The sequence below is a fragment of the Anaeromassilibacillus sp. An172 genome, from assembly GCF_002160515.1.
Classification (GTDB): domain Bacteria; phylum Bacillota; class Clostridia; order Oscillospirales; family Acutalibacteraceae; genus Limousia; species Limousia pullorum.
In genome coordinates this window covers 1-18,743 of sequence record NZ_NFKS01000002.1, presented here as the reverse complement: position 1 = coordinate 18,743, position 18,743 = coordinate 1, and the positions used below count along the sequence as shown (strand labels likewise).

Annotated in this window: 19 protein-coding genes and 1 other annotated feature; of the genes, 11 read left to right on the top strand and 8 right to left on the bottom strand. The window is 40.6% G+C overall.

All coding sequences use genetic code 11. From position 1 onward, the window contains the following. The first annotated feature begins 328 nt into the window (after positions 1–328). The 5 genes from B5F08_RS01285 (at position 329) to B5F08_RS01265 (ending at position 5,168) form a co-directional block, all read left to right on the top strand. The gene (locus tag B5F08_RS01285; protein WP_087376026.1) at positions 329–1,534 is read left to right on the top strand and encodes a glutamine synthetase family protein; all 1,206 of its coding nucleotides are present in this window, start codon (positions 329–331) and stop codon (positions 1,532–1,534) included. Positions 1,535–1,576: 42 nt separating this feature from the next. Continuing rightward, the gene (locus B5F08_RS01280; protein ID WP_087376025.1) at positions 1,577–2,167 is read left to right on the top strand and encodes an ANTAR domain-containing response regulator; all 591 of its coding nucleotides are present in this window, start codon (positions 1,577–1,579) and stop codon (positions 2,165–2,167) included. 20 nt (positions 2,168–2,187) lie between these two features. Beyond that, entirely contained in the window at positions 2,188–3,630 is a 1,443-nt protein-coding gene (purF, locus tag B5F08_RS01275; RefSeq protein ID WP_087376024.1) for an amidophosphoribosyltransferase, read from the top strand. 62 nt (positions 3,631–3,692) lie between these two features. Next, on the top strand, positions 3,693–4,439 hold the full coding sequence (nadE, locus tag B5F08_RS01270; protein ID WP_087376023.1) for an NAD(+) synthase: 747 nt from the start codon (positions 3,693–3,695) through the stop codon (positions 4,437–4,439). Between the two features lie 216 nt (positions 4,440–4,655). Then, complete coding sequence (locus B5F08_RS01265; protein ID WP_087376022.1) at positions 4,656–5,168, top strand: CarD family transcriptional regulator; 513 nt, start codon at positions 4,656–4,658, stop codon at positions 5,166–5,168. A gap of 123 nt (positions 5,169–5,291) precedes the next feature. Here the strand turns inward: B5F08_RS01265 and B5F08_RS01260 are convergent, their stop codons facing one another. From B5F08_RS01260 to B5F08_RS01240, 5 genes are all read right to left on the bottom strand, one after another. Next, positions 5,292–5,675 (bottom strand): RidA family protein, encoded by a 384-nt coding sequence (locus B5F08_RS01260; protein WP_442856047.1) that lies wholly within the window; start codon positions 5,673–5,675, stop codon positions 5,292–5,294. Between the two features lie 13 nt (positions 5,676–5,688). Further along, positions 5,689–6,894 carry a threonine ammonia-lyase gene (gene ilvA / locus B5F08_RS01255; protein WP_087376020.1) on the bottom strand — a complete coding sequence of 402 codons (1,206 nt, stop codon included), beginning with the start codon at positions 6,892–6,894 and terminating at the stop codon, positions 5,689–5,691. A 36-nt stretch (positions 6,895–6,930) separates the two neighbouring features. Further along, positions 6,931–8,598, bottom strand: a complete 1,668-nt coding sequence (gene ilvB, locus B5F08_RS01250; protein WP_087376019.1) for a biosynthetic-type acetolactate synthase large subunit — start codon at positions 8,596–8,598, stop codon at positions 6,931–6,933. Between the two features lie 55 nt (positions 8,599–8,653). Then, positions 8,654–8,899, bottom strand: a binding site (T-box leader). Between the two features lie 105 nt (positions 8,900–9,004). Beyond that, positions 9,005–9,790: a Cof-type HAD-IIB family hydrolase gene (locus B5F08_RS01245; RefSeq protein ID WP_087376018.1), complete on the bottom strand. Its 786-nt coding sequence runs from the start codon at positions 9,788–9,790 to the stop codon at positions 9,005–9,007. Between the two features lie 125 nt (positions 9,791–9,915). Then, on the bottom strand, positions 9,916–10,803 hold the full coding sequence (locus tag B5F08_RS01240; RefSeq protein ID WP_087376017.1) for a YihY/virulence factor BrkB family protein: 888 nt from the start codon (positions 10,801–10,803) through the stop codon (positions 9,916–9,918). Positions 10,804–10,962: 159 nt separating this feature from the next. Between B5F08_RS01240 and B5F08_RS01235 the strand changes: the two genes are divergently transcribed. Further along, positions 10,963–11,712 (top strand): EFR1 family ferrodoxin, encoded by a 750-nt coding sequence (locus B5F08_RS01235; RefSeq protein WP_087376016.1) that lies wholly within the window; start codon positions 10,963–10,965, stop codon positions 11,710–11,712. Between the two features lie 47 nt (positions 11,713–11,759). Here B5F08_RS01235 and B5F08_RS01230 read toward each other — a convergent pair whose 3' ends face one another. Together B5F08_RS01230 and B5F08_RS01225 are read right to left on the bottom strand one after the other, a co-directional pair. Further along, a complete protein-coding gene (locus B5F08_RS01230) occupies positions 11,760–12,245 on the bottom strand; it encodes a hypothetical protein (protein ID WP_442856046.1) in 486 nt (161 codons plus the stop codon). Then, entirely contained in the window at positions 12,145–12,459 is a 315-nt protein-coding gene (locus tag B5F08_RS01225) for a hypothetical protein (protein ID WP_087376014.1), read from the bottom strand. The genes B5F08_RS01230 and B5F08_RS01225 overlap by 101 nt, the downstream gene beginning before the upstream one ends. Positions 12,460–12,684: 225 nt before the next feature. Here B5F08_RS01225 and B5F08_RS01220 point away from each other — a divergent pair, with 225 nt between their 5' ends. Genes B5F08_RS01220 through bioA form a run of 4 tightly spaced genes read left to right on the top strand, consistent with a single transcriptional unit; the run spans position 12,685 to position 16,237 of the window. After that, a complete protein-coding gene (locus B5F08_RS01220) occupies positions 12,685–13,245 on the top strand; it encodes a biotin transporter BioY (protein ID WP_087376013.1) in 561 nt (186 codons plus the stop codon). A gap of 5 nt (positions 13,246–13,250) precedes the next feature. Next, positions 13,251–14,222 (top strand): biotin synthase BioB, encoded by a 972-nt coding sequence (gene bioB / locus B5F08_RS01215; RefSeq protein ID WP_087376012.1) that lies wholly within the window; start codon positions 13,251–13,253, stop codon positions 14,220–14,222. Further along, positions 14,215–14,892: a dethiobiotin synthase gene (gene bioD, locus B5F08_RS01210; RefSeq protein WP_087376011.1), complete on the top strand. Its 678-nt coding sequence runs from the start codon at positions 14,215–14,217 to the stop codon at positions 14,890–14,892. The genes bioB and bioD overlap by 8 nt, the downstream gene beginning before the upstream one ends. Before the next feature lies 1 nt (position 14,893). Beyond that, positions 14,894–16,237 (top strand): adenosylmethionine--8-amino-7-oxononanoate transaminase, encoded by a 1,344-nt coding sequence (bioA, locus tag B5F08_RS01205; protein WP_087376010.1) that lies wholly within the window; start codon positions 14,894–14,896, stop codon positions 16,235–16,237. Here the strand turns inward: bioA and B5F08_RS01200 are convergent. Continuing rightward, complete coding sequence (locus B5F08_RS01200; protein ID WP_087376009.1) at positions 16,234–17,124, bottom strand: LysR family transcriptional regulator; 891 nt, start codon at positions 17,122–17,124, stop codon at positions 16,234–16,236. The two genes, bioA and B5F08_RS01200, sit on opposite strands and share 4 nt — an antisense overlap. A gap of 119 nt (positions 17,125–17,243) precedes the next feature. On the opposite strand from B5F08_RS01200, the gene B5F08_RS01195 reads away from it, so the two are divergent. Then, positions 17,244–18,599, top strand: coding sequence for an MATE family efflux transporter (locus B5F08_RS01195; protein ID WP_087376008.1), 1,356 nt, complete (start codon positions 17,244–17,246; stop codon positions 18,597–18,599). Positions 18,600–18,743 lie beyond the last annotated feature (144 nt).

The following is an 18,743-nucleotide window of genomic DNA, read 5'->3' as shown; positions in this document are numbered from 1 at the left end:
ATACAGATACTATCTGCGACACCTTTGCCGTTTCACTTTGCATATTTTACTCCATTATCCCCTGTTTGTCAATATAAAAATAATAATTATGAATAATTTCCTTTTTAATCCTGCATATAACAGAATAATTCTTGACATTTCTATTGCCGGATGTATAATAGTAATAATAAAGTTGAGCAAAGGCGTTCATACAAAGGGGTTTTTATGCCCTTTTTTATGAGCGTTTTCTTTTTACAGGTTTATCGCTGATACAAACAATAATAATTGTATTGTTGACAGCGGGAAGAAAATTATTTACTTATTTTCCTTAAATACGGAGGTTTATGCAATGTATTCATTAGAAGAAGTAAAAACATTTGTGCAGGAAGAGGATGTAAAGTTTATAAGACTGGCTTTCTGCGACAAAAACGGAGTACAAAAAAATATTGCCATTATGCCCGACGAGCTTGACAGAGCTTTTTCTCACGGAATTTCTTTCGACGCTTCTGCAATAAACGGTTTCGGAGATGAAGTAAAATCCGATTTATTTCTTCACCCCGACCCGTCAACACTTGCAATTCTCCCATGGCGTCCCCAAAGCGGCAGGGTTATCAGAATGTTCTGCGATATCTCCTACCCTGACGGAACTCCTTTTGAAAAGGACAGCAGATATATTTTGAAAAAATCAATAAAAGCAGCCAAGGAAATGGGCATTGACTGCTACTTCGGCGCAGAATTTGAGTTTTATCTTTTCCATACCGACGAAAAAGGAAACCCCACCGACACCCCATTTGACAAAGCCGGATACATGGACATTGCCCCTCTGGACAAGGGCGAAAATGTGAGAAGAGAAATCTGCTTTACTCTCCTTGACATGGGAATAAAACCGGAAAGCTCTCATCACGAGGAAGGCCCAGGTCAAAATGAAATAGATTTTCGTTACAGCGACGCTCTCACCGCCGCCGACAATGCAACAACCTTTAAATCCGTGGTTGAAGCTATCGCCATGGGCAACGGTCTTTACGCCGACTTTTCACCAAAGCCATTAAAGGACAAAAGCGGAAACGGTATGCATATAAATATGTCTATAAGAAGCGATGACAACAACGATTACTGGGAAAGCTTTATGGCAGGAGTTTTGGAGCATGTGGAAGAAATGTCAGCATTTTTAAACCCATGCAAGGACTCCTATCTCCGTTTAGGTGAGAAAAAAGCTCCGAAATACATCACATGGTCACCGGAAAATCGTTCCCAGCTTATCAGGATTCCTGCGGCTCACGGCGAGTACAGAAGAATTGAGCTGCGCTCTCCAGACCCAATGACAAACCCATATATCGCATATACATTACTTATAAATGCCGGACTTGACGGAATAAGAAGAAATCTCAAGCCGGGTATACCGGAAAATATAAATCTTTTCACTGCGGAAAAAGCGGTTACCGACAAGCTTAAAGCTCTGCCCTATTCTTTAGACCAGGCGGTATCAATCGCAAAGAGCAGCAGCTGGCTTAAAAGGATTCTTCCCGCCTGCTATTTTGAATTTGACAATATCTGAAACTAAGCAGTTTGCAAAGACAAAAATGAAGGAGTGATAGTTTTGTTTGCCGGACCTGAACCGATGAACGCATTGGTCGTATCCTCTTCCCCAAAAACCTGCGAATCAATCAAAAGTCTTTTACAAAAAAATCAGTTTTCTCAGATATTTGTCGGCAGCAGCGCAGGAGAAGCAAGGAGAATTCTTTCGGATATTCCAATAGATATTCTTCTTATAAATACCCCTCTTTCCGATGAATTCGGAACTCAGTTTGCCCTCGATGTGGCAAACAACAGCGGCACAGGAGTTCTTTTATTTGTAAAAAGCGAAAATTATGAAGCTGTTTCATATAAGGTTGAGTCGGCGGGAGTTTTAACAATGTCAAGGCCTGTTTCTCCCCAGCTTTTTTCACAGTCATTAAGGCTTATAATAGCCACAAGGGCTAAGCTTAAAAATCTCTATGAAAAAAACTCCGACTTGCAGGAAAAAATGAAAGAGGTAAGAATTTTGAACAGGGCTAAATGGCTTTTGGTGGACAAAAAGAAAATGAGTGAGCCTGACGCCCACAGATATATAGAGAAAAACGCAATGGACAGATGTGTAAGGAAAAAAGTTATTGCGCTGGAAATTATAGATGAACTGGATAAAGAGTAATCAAGGAGCTGAGTATATACATGGATTTTTCTTCAGAAATACATGAGGAATGCGGTGTTTTTGCCGTTTATTCAAACAAACCTACAGCTGTCGCCTCCACTGTCTACTACGGTCTTTTTGCACTACAGCACAGAGGACAGGAGAGCTGCGGAATAGTTGTAAACGATGACGGCATTTTCAGAACTTACAAGGACACAGGAATTGTAAACGATGTTTTCACCCCTCAGGTTTTACAGGACTTGGGAAACGGAAACATGGCTATAGGTCACGTGAGATACAGCACCACAGGGGACAGCGACAGAATAAACGCACAGCCCATAGTTGTAAACCATATTAAAGGAAGACTTGCATTAGCTCACAACGGAAATCTTGTAAACACAGATACCCTTAAAGAGGAGCTGGAATTAAACGGAGCAATTTTCCACATGACCAGCGACACGGAGGTTATCTCTTACCTTATTATAAAGGAAAGGCTTACCGCCGCTTCCATTGAAGAAGCTATAAACAGAGCCATGGACAAGCTGGTGGGCGCATACTCCCTTGTTATTATGTCGCCCTCAAAGCTTATAGCCGTCAGAGACCCAAAGGGTTTCAGACCTCTTTGCTACGGAATTACCCCTGACGGAAGATATATTGTGGCTTCAGAAAGCTGCGCTCTTGACGCAGTGGGAGCAAGGCTTATCCGTGATGTTGAGCCGGGCGAAATTCTGGTAATAGACAAAAACGGTGTTTCTTCAATTAAAGACCACTGCGGCAAGGAAAAACATTCAAAATGTATTTTTGAATACATCTATTTTGCCAGACCGGATTCCGTTATTGACGGATATTCAGTACACGAGGCAAGAATTAGGTCGGGAATTTTTCTTGCACTTGAACACAGCGTTGACGCAGATATAGTTATCGGTGTTCCCGATTCGGGAATTGACGCCGCCATAGGTTATGCAAGGGAGTCCGGTATTCCCTACGGAATAGGACTTGTAAAAAATAAATACATCGGAAGAACCTTTATTTCACCGGGTCAGGAATCCCGTGAGGACAAGGTTCACATTAAATTAAACCCTATCCCCTCTGTGGTAAAAGGAAAAAGGGTTGTTCTTATAGACGACTCAATCGTCAGAGGAACCACATCACGCAGGATTGTTGAGCTTCTCCGTGAAGCCGGCGCATTGGAAATTCACATGCGAGTTTCCGCACCGCCTTTCATAAATCCATGCTATTACGGAACCGATGTGGACTCAAAGGAAAACCTTATTGCCAACCATCACACAGTTGAGGAAATAGCCAAAATGATTGGTGCAGACAGCCTCGGTTTTTTAAATCCGGAATATGTCACCTATCTTAACGGAAGCAAAAACACAAACTGCTACTGCACAGCCTGTTTCGGCGGAAAATATCCCACAAAGACAAAGGACGAATACAAAGCGGTTTCTGACTATTCCAAAAAACTCAGTGAGCGCATATAAAAACATTTATGTTTAAACAAATAAAGTACTGTCAATTATACAGTCAAACGGGAGGTATTATTATGCGTAACTATGAACTTGAATTTAAAAACAGAGTTGAATTTATCAAAAATATGCTTGAAAAAACAAAGGCAACAGGTATTGTTTTCGGAAACAGCGGAGGCAAGGACAGCGCACTTGTGGGCATCCTCTGCAAAGCCGCCTGTGAAAACACAGTTGGAATTATCATGCCCTGCTGTTCACAGAGAAACTTCGGCGAAGACATGGACGACGGCAAAGAGCTGAGCCAGCAGTTCAACATAGAAACAAGGGTTGTTGACCTTACCGATGTTAAAAACAAAGAGCTTGGGGTTTTGGAAAATGTAACAACCATTACCGACGCCGCTTCAGCAAACATAGCTCCTCGCCTTAGAATGATAACTCTCTACACCATTGCCGCCTCTGAAAACAGAATTGTTGCCGGAACCGGCAACAGAAGCGAAGCTTACATGGGCTATTTTACAAAATGGGGCGACGGCGCATACGACTTTAACCCTATCGCAGATTTGACTGCAACAGAAGTTTTTGAGTTTTTAAGATACCTGAACGCTCCTTCTTCAATCATCGAAAAAGCACCTTCAGCAGGTCTTTTTGAGGGTCAGACAGACGAAAAAGAAATGGGCGTCACCTACAAAGCCATTGACAAATACATCACCGAAGGCAAAGGAGAACCCGAGGATGTGGAAACTATAAACAGATATCATCTGAGAAATCTTCACAAAAGAAAAATGCCTGAGGTTTACGCCTGCTTTGAAGAAGATTTAAAATAATCTTTTTTACTTCTAAAAATTTATAACTATATAAAAATTTCAAAAATCTCCCCTATCGCCTGCGCAAAAGTACACAAATTTACAATTTGTGTACTTTTGCCTTTGACTTTTTTCTTTTAAATATGTTAAAATACTAATATAGAGATATGAAAGAACAATATTTTAAAATTAAAATTTATTGCTCTCTCTAAATCAAAGTAATTGGAGGCGATAAAAATGTACAGTGCGGGAGATATCATTATTTACGGAACAAAAGGCGTTTGCCGTGTTGAAAGTGTAGGGCATTTATCGGTATCAGACGGTCTTGCTACAGACAAGCTTTATTACACACTCTCACCTCTCTTTGGAAAAGAGGGCGAGAAAATCTATTCCCCTGTTGATACAAATGTGTTTATACGCAATCTTATTTCTCCAAGTGAAGTTGAAGACTGCATAGAAACCGTTTCTCATAAAAAGACAGAGGGACTTAATTGCAGAAACAAAAGAGAGCTTGCCGAAAAGTATAAAGCAATTATCAAGTCATGCAACTGCATAAATATACTTTTGCTTATTAAATCACTTAACGGCAAATTTGAGGACGCAAAAGAAAATCATAAAAAATTCAGTCAGATGGACATGGACTTTCTTCGAAATGCGGAAAATATTGTATACGGTGAATTTGCAGTTGTTTTGCACATTTCAAAGGAAGAAGTCAGAAAAAAGGTTGAAAGCCGTATTTTCTGCGCATAATCTAAAAAAGTATGATGATTTTATTTTTCTGAAAAAGACTAAGATAAACAAAAAACACCACAGTTTATACCGTGGTGTTTTTTGTTTTGCAGAATAATAATTTTGAAGGCTTTTTATCAAATCTTACGCATCCTGAGCCAAAGCGATAACCTCAACCTCTACAGCCGCATCCTTAGGAAGCGCCGCAGAAACGCAGGCTCTTGCCGGCTTTGAAACAAAATGCTTCTCGTAAACACTGTTAAATCTTGAAAAATCTCCCATATCTTTCAAGAAACATGTGGTTTTAACCACCTTGGAAATATCTGTTCCCGCAGCCTCAAGAATTGCCTTGAGGTTTGCGATAACTCTTTCTGTCTGCTCCTCTATGCTTCCTCCAACAAGCTCTCCTGTTGCAGGGTCAAGTGGAATCTGACCTGATACATATACAAATCCTCCTGCTACCACTCCCTGGGAATACGGGCCGATAGCTGCCGGTGCTTTATCTGTCTTTACATATTTCATTTTCATTTCCTCCTATATCTCAATTCATAGACCTAACTATCTTAAATCCTGCGTTTGTTAACGCTTTTCTAATCTCTTCTATATGGTTATAATCTCTGGTTTCCATAACAATATGCAAAAAGCATCCTGTTACATCCATTCCCTCGTTGGCTCTGTTGTGCTGTACTGATGTTACGTTTCCGCCCAGGTCAGCAATAATTGCAGAAATTTCCTTGAGCTGTCCCGGCTTATCCTGTAAAGCAACAGTGATATCTGCGCTTCTTCCGCCCTTGAGAAGTCCTCTTGTGATAACTCTTGAAAGAATTGTAACGTCGATATTTCCGCCGGAAACTATGCAGGCTACCTTTTTGCCCTTGATGTCGAATTTATTGAACATTGCCGCCGCAACGGATACCGCACCTGCGCCCTCTGCAACAAGCTTATGCTTCTCCATGAGGGAAAGAATTGCACAGGAAATCTCGTCGTCTGTAACTGTTGCGATGTCGTCAACATATTTACAGCAGATATCATATGTGATATCGCCCGGTTTCTTAACTGCGATACCATCTGCAATGGTTGAAACGCTGTCCAGTGTTTCGTTGCAGTGGTGCTTTACGGAATTATACATGGACGGTGCGCCCTGTGCCTGTACACCGTACACCTTACATCTTGGATTAAGGGATTTAACCGCATATGCGATACCGGAGATAAGTCCGCCGCCTCCGATTGGAACGATAACCGCGTCCATTTCCGGAAGCTGCTCCAGCAGCTCAAGACCGATTGTACCCTGTCCGGCAATAACCTCTTCATCGTCGAAAGGATGAATAAATGTTGCGCCGCTTTCCTTTTGAAGCTCTACAGCCATGTTATATGCATCGTCGTAAACACCCTTAACAAGGCACACATCTGCGCCGTATCTTTTAGCAGCTTCAACCTTTGAAATAGGAGCTCCGTCAGGCAGACAGATAAGTGATTTAATGCCGTTTTTAGTAGCAGCCAAAGCCACGCCCTGTGCATGGTTTCCTGCTGAACATGCGATAACACCTCTTTCCTTTTCTTCGTCGGAAAGCTGGGATATTTTATAGTAAGCACCTCTCACCTTAAATGAACCTGTAATCTGGAGGTTTTCAGCCTTTAAAAATACCTGTGCCTCAGGATTGATAAGTGGCGCATGAATAAGGTCTGTACATCTCACAACATTTTTAAGCACATATGAAGCGTGGTAGATTTTATCAAGGGTCAACATCTTTTTTCATCCTTCCTGTTTATATTACAAATTTCTTTACATTTCCATTATCGGGTCTGTTACTGCTCCGTTTGCCGGAACCATCGGCAGAACATTCATATCTCTATTGATGATGCAGTTGATAAATGCAGGCTTTCCGGACTCGATTGCCTCTTTGAGAACCTTTTCAACATCACTGCTCTTGCTGATTGTATAGGCTTTTACACCGAATGCTTCTGAAAGCTTTTCATAATTTGTAACCTTATCAAGGTCTGTTTCGGAAAATCTTCCGCCGTAGAAAAGCTTCTGCCACTGTCTTACCATTCCCAAAACCTCGTTGTTAAAGAGAAGCTCTATAACAGGAATGTTGTATTTTGAAAGTGTGGAAAGCTCACTGCAATTCATGTGGAAGCTTCCGTCGCCTGCAATGTTTACAACCGTTTTGTCGGGATTTGCAAGCTTTGCGCCTATTGCCGCTCCAAGACCGTATCCCATTGTTCCCAAACCGCCTGATGTGCAGAGCTGGCGTGGATAACGGTAATAGAAATACTGTGCCGCCCACATCTGGTGCTGTCCAACCTCTGTGGTAATCATAGCCTTATTGTCTGTAAGACGTCCCAGTGTTTCCATAACATACTGAGGTGTCACATACATTCCGTCGTCTTTTTTAAGGAAAGGATTTTTTTCTTTCCAGCCGTAAATTTTATTCATCCACTCGCTGTGGTTCTGCTGAGGAATTCTTCTGCTGAGCTCTTCAAGCACATCCTTTGCGTTTCCTCTCAATGCTGCTGCGGCTTTGATGTTCTTGTTGAATTCCTTTGCGTCTATGTCAATATGAATTACCGGACAGTTTCTTGCAAAAACACCGGTATCACAGGTAACTCTGTCGGAAAATCTTGAACCGACTGCGATAAACAAATCACATTCCTTTAATGCCATTGAGGAAACCTTTGTTCCGTGCATACCGAGCATTCCCAGATATCTTGGAAGCTTCTGGTCGTATGCGCCCTGACACATAAGTGAAGCTGAAACAGGAGCGTCAAACTTCTCTGCAAAATCTGCAAATTCCTTTTCCGCCTCCGAAGCCACAACTCCGCCGCCTGCATAGAGGAATGGTCTTTCGGATTTAAGCAGAAGCTCTACTGCTTTCTTAAACTGCTTTTCATTGTGGTCAAAGTTGTGTTTCTGCTCCTTTAATGGCTTTCTTTCGAAATCGTAGGTCAAAGCTGTGATATCCTTTGGAATATCTATGAGAACCGGGCCCTTTCTTCCCTTATTTGCAACATAAAAAGCGTCTCTGATTGCGTCTGCCAGGTCTGCAATATCCATTACAATAAGACTTTTCTTTGTAACCGGCGCTGTGATTGCGGCAATGTCAACTTCCTGGAAACTGCTTTTTCCCAAAAGGTTTCTGTTTACGTTTCCTGTAATTGCAACCATTGGGATTGAATCCATATAGGCTGTAGCGATACCTGTAACAAGGTTTGTGGCTCCCGGGCCTGATGTTGCAATACATACGCCTGTCTTTCCGCTTGATCTTGCATATCCGTCAGCAGCATGGGAAGCCGCCTGCTCGTGGGAAGTGGTTATATGTCTTATCTTATCCTTATATTCATACAAAGCGTCGTATATATTCAAAACCGCTCCGCCCGGATAACCGAAAACAGTGTCAACCCCCTGTTCCAGCAAACATTCCATTATTATCTGCGCTCCTGTCAATTTCATAATAAAAAGCCTCCATTCAATTAAGTCAAATATAAAAAGAAAACCTCGTCTCCAAAAAAGAGACGAGGTATAAATATACTCCGTGGTACCACTCTAATTGCCGAAAAACGGCCACTCTGCCACGTCTAACAACGTGCGCCCCATGATAACGGTGAGCTTCCGGAACTGATTAGTTTTTCCAAAAAGAAAATTTCACCAGTCTGCTCGAGGGTGATTCTATCAACACTGCCTATCGTCTCGCACCAACCGACGACTCTCTGAAATCGCTTTATGTATCAGCTGTCCCTGTCAAAGCATTTGTTTTATTTCTTTGCAACATATAATAATACAAAGTTTTCTCTTTGTCAAGTGAATTTTTTTACATTTTTTATTCACTAAATATTCACATTTATACATTCCATATATTTTATATAAGTTCAAAATACTTTAATGCCTTGTAAATTCCGTCCTTATCTGTGTTGTCTGTAACATGGTTTGCAATGGCTTTTACCTCATCTCCGGCATTGCCCATAGCGACGCCTATGTTGCAGTATTTCAGCATATCCATGTCGTTTCCGCCGTCGCCGAAAGCCATTGTTTCCTCTCTTTTAATTCCAAAATGCTCGATAACCTTGCTTATTCCCACATCTTTTCCGCCGTCCTCGGGGATTATATCGGCGAAAACCGGAGACCAGCGCACAGCCTTGGAACCCGGAAAATGTTTTACAAGTTCCTTTTCCTGCTCTTTGTCTGTATATGCGCTGAGCTGGTATATTTTATGGGTCAATGCACGTTCCGGTTTATCTATTGGTTCGTAAATTACAGAAGCGCCCAAAGACCTTCTAATATTCATAACCCTTTCGCTTATTCTGTTTATGTAAACATAGTTTAGCTCCACAAAACTACAGGAAACATCGTTTTCTTCAAGATATTCTAACAGCATTGGAAAACTTTCCGTATCAAAACACTTTTCACGTATAACCAAATCTTTTGTAAAACAATACTGTCCGTTCATTGCAATAAAACCGTCAAAATCATAATCCAGTATTGATTGCAGATATTTTAAATTTCCAGGAGATCTTCCTGTGGCAATAAACACCTTAACACCGTTGCTTTTAAGCTTGTCAAGACCTTCAACGGTACTTTTCGGCATTCTTTTTTCGCCGAATGGTACGAGAGTTCCGTCAATATCAAAAAATACAGCTTTAATCATTTTGAAATTCCTCCCTGCTCTTTTAGGATTTCTCCCAACCTAATTAAACATGTAAAACTGCAATTTGTCAATATCCGTTGTGAAAAAAATTAGGGACAGGTTGTTAACAATCCTGTCCCGTAAAATTATTTCTTTTTTAGTTTTTTCTTTTTTCTTGCGTTTTCATACTTTTTTTCTTCCTCTGATTCGTCCTCACAGTGATAACCTATTACTCTTCCCAAAACGCTTCCGCCGATTATTATATTGGCGCAGATAAAAATCCACATCATAAGACAGATTACGGAAGTAAGGGAACCGTAAACCAGTGAATATTTTGCCGAAAATTTCATTATTTCAGAAAAAACATAACTCACTGCAACAAGGAGAAAAGCAGCTCCCACCGATGAGAAAATAAGAGCTTTAAAGGCTCTGCCTTTGATATTATAGGTTCTGTACAATGCGTAAAGCATAACTGTAAGGAATATCAATATCAAAAATGAATGCATCCACTCAAACTGAAATAAAATAGAAAGATTTGTGTTTAGCCACTGGTCAATTATGGAAATAATCGACTTTGCAATAACCGAAATAAGCATAAAAAAGTAGATTGCAAAAAGAAAAAGCGTAGAACCTGCAAAGCTTAGAATATATTTTATTATGCCGTTAAATCTCTGTTTGCCGTGGATTTCTCCCATAATTGTTACAAGGTTTCTAAACGCCGCCGAGGCACTGGTTACAAGGAATGTAATTCCCGTTATCAGCAATATTGGCGACTGCTGGTTCACAATATACTCCAAATACTGGTTTAAAGAGTCCATAGCCGGCTGAGGAATAAAACCTTCCGTAAGGCTCACTATTGTTCCCATGTCAATTCCTATTGTGGCTATCAGCCAGTTAAGACAGATAAGAAATGGGAAAAACGAAAGGGTAAGATAATATGAAATTGCGGCGGCTGCCCTCATAACCTTATAGCCGAAAAAGATGTCTATAAATTCCTTTACTTCTATAAAAAATAATAAAAATTTATTTTTCATACATCACCGCCCGCTTTTCTCAAATATAAATAAATTTTACCACAATAACGGCCATAAAACAACATCAAAGAGCTATCTTTAACCATTTTTATCTATTGACTGTACCGCTAATATATTTTATACTCTATGTGTAAAATTATTTAAAATCAGGTGATATAAATGATTTTTTACTTTTCCGCCACAGGAAACAGCAGACACGCCGCCCATAAAACAGCGGATATCAACGAAAATATTGTTTCGATTTCTGAAGCTTTAAAAACAAAAAACACAGAATTTAATATTCACGACGGAAAGCTTGGAATTGTTTTTCCGGTCTATTTTTTCGGAGTGCCTCAGGCTGTAATGGATTTTATCAACAGCGCAGTTATAAATCTTAAAGAAAAAACCTATGTGTATATACTGATGACCTGCGGAGCTTCTACCGCCAATGCAGATAAATTTGTAAAAGAAGCCCTTGAAAAAAAGGGGATTTCCGTAAATGCAGTTTATTCTGTAAAAATGGTGGACACATATGTGCCTTTATTTAAGATAGCAGATAAGGCTGAACAGGAAAAAATAAACAGCAAGGCTGACCGTGAGCTTGAAAAAATTAAAAAGGCTATTGATGAAAAGATTTCGGGAAATCAAAATAAAAATCCCGGTCATTTCCCGAAAACAGTAACCTTTTTCTCCTATCCTTTTTACAAGCACAGACGTTTTACAAAAAAGTTCTATGTTGAGGACAGCTGTATCGGCTGTGGATTATGTGAAAAAATCTGTCCGTCGGAAGCTATAAAAATCGAAAAGGGCAAACCTGTATGGGTAAAAAAGCAGTGCAACATCTGCCTTGGATGCCTGCACCGCTGTCCTAAAGAGGCAATACAGTACGGAAAAAAGAGCAAAACTTCCGGAAGATATTTTTATAAATAAAGCAAAAAGCGTATTACTAGAGTTCAGTCAGTAATACGCTTTTTCTTTTAGTTTTTGCCTTTTTGATTTCCGCCTTTATTGCCGTTTCCTTTTCCGTTTCCGGAATTTTCTCCTTTACCGGAATTTCCGCTGTTTTGTCCTTTTGTTTCGTCGGTTGAGTTTGTACACCGGGAATTATTTTGTGAATTTCCAATCCATTCTCCGCCGTTTTCCAAAATAAGATTTTTTATCTCGTTCATGGAAAGCTCGTTACATTCCTCAGGTGTTATGTCGGGATAATATTTTAAAAGCTCCTGATAGGCTTTGTATTTTCCGAAGGACATTCCGTATTCCCGGGCTTCTTCCCTTGTTTCATATCCGGCGCCCACGCAGGCTGAGCCGTACTTTTGATAACACTGTGTGTTTTCTATTCCTGTGATAATTTCTTCCTGATTATCCACTGTTACCTTTGCCGTTTCCACCGTTTTGATTTTTACCGTACTGCATACCTGTTCCGTCCTGGGCAGGCACTCCATCGTTTGGGCATTCCTCATTATAGATACAGTCGCCTGTTCCATTTCCCTGACTTGCGTTTTCATTTTTACCGTACTGCATTCCTGTTCCGTCCTGTGCCGGTACTCCGTCGCATATACCGGATACAGCCGCTGAAGGATTGCCAACCTTTCCTCTTCCTGCCGCTCCTACTGTTGCAACTGCCGCTGTAATCACAAATAAAGCAGCTATAATAACCATAATCTTTTTCTTCATAATAAAAACCTCCTTGTATTTTCAGGACTTATCAACGTCCTTTCATATACAATACGATTTAGAAGGTCGTTTCCTTTCACTTTGAAGAATTTATTTTTTATTATACCACGATATTTTTCTAATTCAACAATTATACGCTATTGTAAACTTTATTTTAAAATTAGGTTTACAATCTTCTTTTAGTCTGTTATACTTTCATATGAAATAAATTCTAAGAGGTGGCTTATGACAAAAAATACCCTTAAAATCAACGACATTGTTATATGCGGACTTTTTGTGGCTCTTATCGCAATCGGCGCTTTTATAAAAGTTCCCGTTCCTTTTGTTCCCTTTACTCTGCAAACACTTTTCACAACCCTTGCCGGATTGTTTTTAGGCGGCAAAAAAGGTTTTCTCTGTGTCTGTGTTTACATGGTACTGGGCTTGATAGGACTTCCTATATTTGCTTCCGGCGGCGGTCCCGGATATATTTTCCAGCCAAGCTTCGGTTATATAATAGGCTTTGCCGTGGGAGCTCTTCTCACCGGAACAATAGCCCACAAGAAAGCAAATCCCTCCTACTGTAAACTGTTATTCGCCTGTTTTGCAGGACTTGCTATGGTTTATCTTTTCGGAATGATTTACTACTACATAATAAGCAACTTTTATTTGGGAACCGGAATAGGACTTTGGCCGCTGTTTCTTTACTGCTTCCTTTTGGTTGTTCCAGGCGATATTGTTATGTGCTTCTTTGCGGCAATGCTTGGAAAACGTCTTATTCCTGTTTTTAACAAAAGAAAGGTCTGATTAAAATGACAAGTCCCCGTGACTATATGGAAAAAATCCTCTCCGGTAAAGCTATAACAAAAGAGGATGCTTTAAATCTTTACAATTCACCTTTAGATGAACTGTGCCAATGTGCCGATGAAATAAGAAATCATTTTTGCTCCAACAAATTTGATATCTGCACAATTATAAATGCAAAAAGCGGCAAATGCTCGGAAAACTGCAAATACTGTGCCCAATCATCCTTTTACAGCACCTGTGTTCAGGAATACCCACTGCTTTCACCCCAGGAGGTAGCAAAACAGGCTAAAGAAAATTTTGAAAGAGGTGTGCTGAGATTTTCTATCGTCACATCAGGAAAAAAACTCAGCGACAGCGAAGTTGAAAAGGTCTGCGAAATTATAAAAGCCATAAAAAATGAATGTGATATTAAGGTCTGCATATCCTGCGGACTTTTGAATAAAGAACAATTCTCAAAGCTGAAAGAGGCTGGCGCTTCAAGAGTGCACAACAACCTTGAAACCTCAGAAAAGAATTTCAGCAATGTATGCACAACCCACAGCTTTCAAGATAAGGTCAATGCAATAAAAGCGGCGCAGTCATCAGGTCTTTCCGTGTGCAGCGGCGGTATTATGGGAATCGGCGAAACCCCTGAGGACAGAATCGACATGGCATTTTCATTAAAGGAACTGGGAATTAAATCTATTCCAATCAACATGTTAAACCCGATTAAGGGCACTCCCTATGAAAATCTTTCACCCCTTACGGAAGACGACATGAGAAGAATTGCCGCTGTGTACAGATTTATTCTCCCCGACGCTTCCATAAGACTTGCTGGAGGCAGAGGACTTATGGAGCATAAAGGATATGATTGCTTTAAATCAGGCGCAAACGCCACAATTTCCGGAGATATGCTGACAACTGCCGGAATTACCATAAAAAAGGACATTGAAACTATTGAAGCTTTGGGCTATGAAAGGGGGTTATGCAATGGCTAAGGGAATTTTTATCACCGGAACCGGAACTGACATAGGAAAAACCTACGTTACCGCCCTTTTGGCAAAAAGCTTGGTACAAAAGGGAATAAACGCAGGCTACTACAAGGCCGCCATAAGCGGCGCAGAGTCCATTGAGGAAAGCGACGCAGGCTATGTTAAAAAGATTTCCGGAATAAATCAGGAAACCGAAACACTTTTATCCTATCTCTACAAAAACCCCCTTTCCCCTCATCTTTCCGCAAGGATAGAGGGAAATCCTGTGGAGCTTGAGGAAGTCAAAAAGGATTTTGAAACTGTTTTAAAATCCCATGAATATGTTTTTGTTGAGGGCAGCGGAGGAATTGTCTGTCCCATTAGACTTGATGAAAAATGCTTTATTATGCTTGAGGACATAGTAAAATCTTTAGAGCTTGACACACTTATAGTGGCAGACGCAGGCTTGGGAACAATCAACGCCGTTGTTCTCACCGTTTCTTATCTCCGTGAAAAAGGCATAAAGGTAAGAGGAATTATTCTCAACAATTACAATGAAAACAGCCTTATGCACAAAGACAATCTTTTTATGATTGAAAAGCTCACAGATGTAAAGGTTATAGGCACTGTTTCAAGCAATGCTGAAAATATAGACTATCTTTGCGACCCTATAAAATTATATTTTGGAGATGAATGAAATGACTTTGGAAGAGCTTGATTTAAAATATATATGGCACCCCTGTTCACAGATGAAGGATTATGAGGAACTGCCCCCCATTATTATCGACCACGGCGAAGGCGTTCATCTTTACGACATACACGGAAACGAGTACATAGACGTTGTAAGCTCCTGGTGGTGCAATCTTTTGGGACACTGCAATCCCAAAATCAACGAAGCTATTAAAAATCAGCTTGATAAACTGGAACATGTTATTTTTGCGAATTTCTCCCACAAGCCGGCAATAGAGCTTTGTCAGCAGCTTATGGAGATTATTCCTAAAGGTCTTTGCAAATTTAATTTTTCCGACAACGGTTCTGCCGCTGTTGAATGTGCCTTGAAAATGGCTTTTCAATATCAATACCAAAGGGGCAAAGCCGAAAAAACAAAATTCATGTGCCTTACAGAGGGTTATCACGGTGAGACAATCGGCGCTTTATCAGTGGGAAGCATGGATTTGTACGCTAAAATCTACCGTCCAATGCTTATGGACACAATTCACATTGAATCTCCGGACTGCTACCGCTGTCCTTTAGGAAAAAACAGAGACAGCTGCGGCGGCGAATGTATCTGTCATGCGGAAAAAGCCTTTGCGGAACATGCCCAGGAATGCTGTGCACTTATTGTGGAGCCTTTGCTTCAGGGCAGCGCAGGCATGAGAATTTATCCTCCTGTATATCTTAAAAAGCTTAGAGAGCTTTGCGATAAGTACGATGTTTTACTTATTGCAGATGAAATCGCTACCGGTTTCGGACGAACTGGAAAAATGTTTGCCTGCGACCACGCCGGCATATCACCGGACATTATGTGCATCTCCAAAGGACTTACCGGCGGCTACATGCCAATGGCTATAACCATAACCACCCAGGAAATTTACGACGCTTTCTACGACGACTACAACAAAGGCAAGGCATTTATGCACAGCCACACCTACAGCGGAAATCCTTTAGGCTGTGCCGCTGCTTTAGCCGTTCAAAAAATATTGAGAGAAGATAATATCTTGGAAAACGCCGCAGAAACCGGAAAATATCTCCACCAAAAGCTTACGGAAAAGCTTTTGCAAAAGCCTTACGTGGGTGAAATCCGACACATAGGACTTATAAACGGAATTGAGCTTGTGAAAGACAAGGAAACCAAGGAGGGCTTTGAAAGCGAAAAGCGTGTGGGATATGAGATCTACAAAATTGCATTAAAAAAGGGACTGCTTCTGCGTCCCTTGGGAAATGTGCTTTACTTCAATCCTCCCCTTATAATAACAAAAGAGGAAATCGACTGCGCCGTTGACAGGTGTGTAAGCTCCATTGAGGAATATTTCGGAAATTAAATTTCTTTGCTTTCAATTATATTTTCTATAAGCTTTATAAAGTTTTGAGCGGTGGCTGAAAGAGAACGGTTTTTAAGATAAATCATAAGACATTTTGTTCCGCATTCACTGTCGCCGATAATTTTTGCTTCCAATCCTGTAAAAAGTCCCATATTATTTTTATATGCGGAATAAGGAACCAGGGCAATACCTATACCTAACTGAGCCAAGGAAAGGGCTGTGGAAACCTCTGTACATTGGGCGGCATAGTATATTCTGTAATTTCTGTGTTCTGCTATTGCGTCCAGCAGTTCTGTATATCTGTAAATTGATATAAGCGGCATGTTTTGCAAAAGGTCCAAACTGAAATTGTCCTCAAAACTATAACTGCCCTTTTTATAAACCGCAGCCATTTGGTCTGCTACAAGAAATTTTGTAACAAATTCTCCGTGATTTCCGAAAGGTGTTCTTATAAATCCCACCTCCGAAATTCCGTCCTTTATCTTTTCAATAACCTCCGGTGTATTGCACTCGTTTATTCTGAGCTTTACCCGGGGGTATTTTTTTGTATTTTCGCTTATGTATTCCATGAGAAAACCTGTTGCCACTGACGGTGTAGAGGATATTCTCAGGGTTCCTGTTGTTCCGTCCTGCAAGTCGGATACTGCAAGTTCTGCCTGTTCCATTGTTTCAACAATTTTTCTGGCATACTTTAAAAACGTCTTTCCGCTTTCCGTAAGCTCATAGCTGTGATAGTCCCTTTTTATAAGCTGGGCTCCCACCTCTTTTTCAAGGGTTTTAAGCTGATTGCTCAGTGCTGACTGAGCTATAAAAAGTCTTCTGGAAGCATGGGAAATACTGTCGCTGTCCGCCATTATCAAAAAATTTTTCATGTGCTCTATATTCATTTTATATCGTCCTTTTATTATCTAATTATCATATAACAAATTTTTAAAATACATATAAAACAGATAGCCATAACTGTAGTATAATAGACAACGGATTAAAAGTCAATGGAGGTTTGGAAATGGTCAAGGATTTGACAAAAGGCAGTACAGGAAAAATTTTGTGGCTCTTTGCTCTTCCCCTGCTGGGCAGTGTAATATTCCAGCAAATGTACAATATGGCGGATACAGTAATAGCCGGTCAGTTTATCGGTGAGGACGCCCTTTCGGCGGTAGGTTCTTCCTATCCTATAACCATGATTTTCATGGCTGTGGCTTTGGGATGCAACTTAGGTTGTTCTGTTGTAATCTCAAGACACTTCGGCGCCAAGCATTACAAAGAAGTTAGAGAATGTGTAACTACAATTCTCACAGCAATTTCAGCAGTCGGAATTTTCCTCACAATAGTGGGAATTCTCATCAGCGTTCCAATTATGAATGTTTTGCAGACACCTGCAAATATTTTTGATGACGCCCTTGCATATCTTTATATATACATCGGAGGTTTCCTCTTTGTTCTTCTCTATAATGTATGCACAGGTATTTTCTCAGCTTTGGGTGACTCAAAAACACCGCTGTACTTTTTGATTGCTTCCAGTCTGGGAAACATCGCCCTTGACCTTGTTTTTGTTATCTGTTTTAACATGGGTGTTGCCGGCCTTGCCTGGGCGACATTTATAGCACAGGGCATTGCCGCTATACTCTGCATATTTAGATTGTTTCATGCAATTAAAAAGCTTACATTTGAGGGAACAGCTAAATTCTTTTCAAAGGTTCTTCTTGTTCAAATGTGCGTTGTGGCAATCCCAAGCGTTTTACAGCAGAGCTTTGTTTCTGTAGGCAATCTCTTCATCCAGGGTCTTGTAAACAGCTACGGCTCTCAGGTAATCGCAGGATATACTTCAGCTATCAAGCTTAACACCTTTGTTGTCACAACACTGACAACAGTTGCAGGAGCACTTTCAAGCTTTGCGGCGCAAAACATGGGTGCAGGAGAAATTGGCAGAATCAAAAAAGGTATGACTTCCGGAATTTTCATGGTATTGACAGTTGCAATTCCCTTTTCGTTGCTTTATGTGTTCTTCCAGGAACCTGCTCTCAAGATTTTCGCTCAGGATTTAAGTCCAATGGCTTTGAGCACAGGCAGTAACTTTTTAACCATTGTAGCTCCATTCTATGTGGTTGTGGGATCAAAACTCATGTTCGACGCAGTTCTGAGAGGTACGGAAAGTATGATACCGTTTATGGCGGCAACTTTCGCAGACCTGCTCATAAGAGTTATCCTCTGCTATATCTTTAACGCAATAATCGGAGTTGAGGGCTTGTGGCTTTCATGGCCTGTTGGCTGGATAATCTCCACCGCAATGAGCGCATTCTTCTACTATTCAGGAATTTGGTACAAGCATAAAAGCTCTCACCTACACAAAGAAACCAATTAAATTACAGATAAAAAAGCTTCGCAGAAATAAAACTGCGAAGCTTCAGCCTGTCGAAAAAGCTCAGCTTTCGCTGGGCTTTTTTCGATAAAAGTGGTAAAATAGAAGCAGGTGATAAAAATGATAGAGAAAAACAGAAAAAACAGA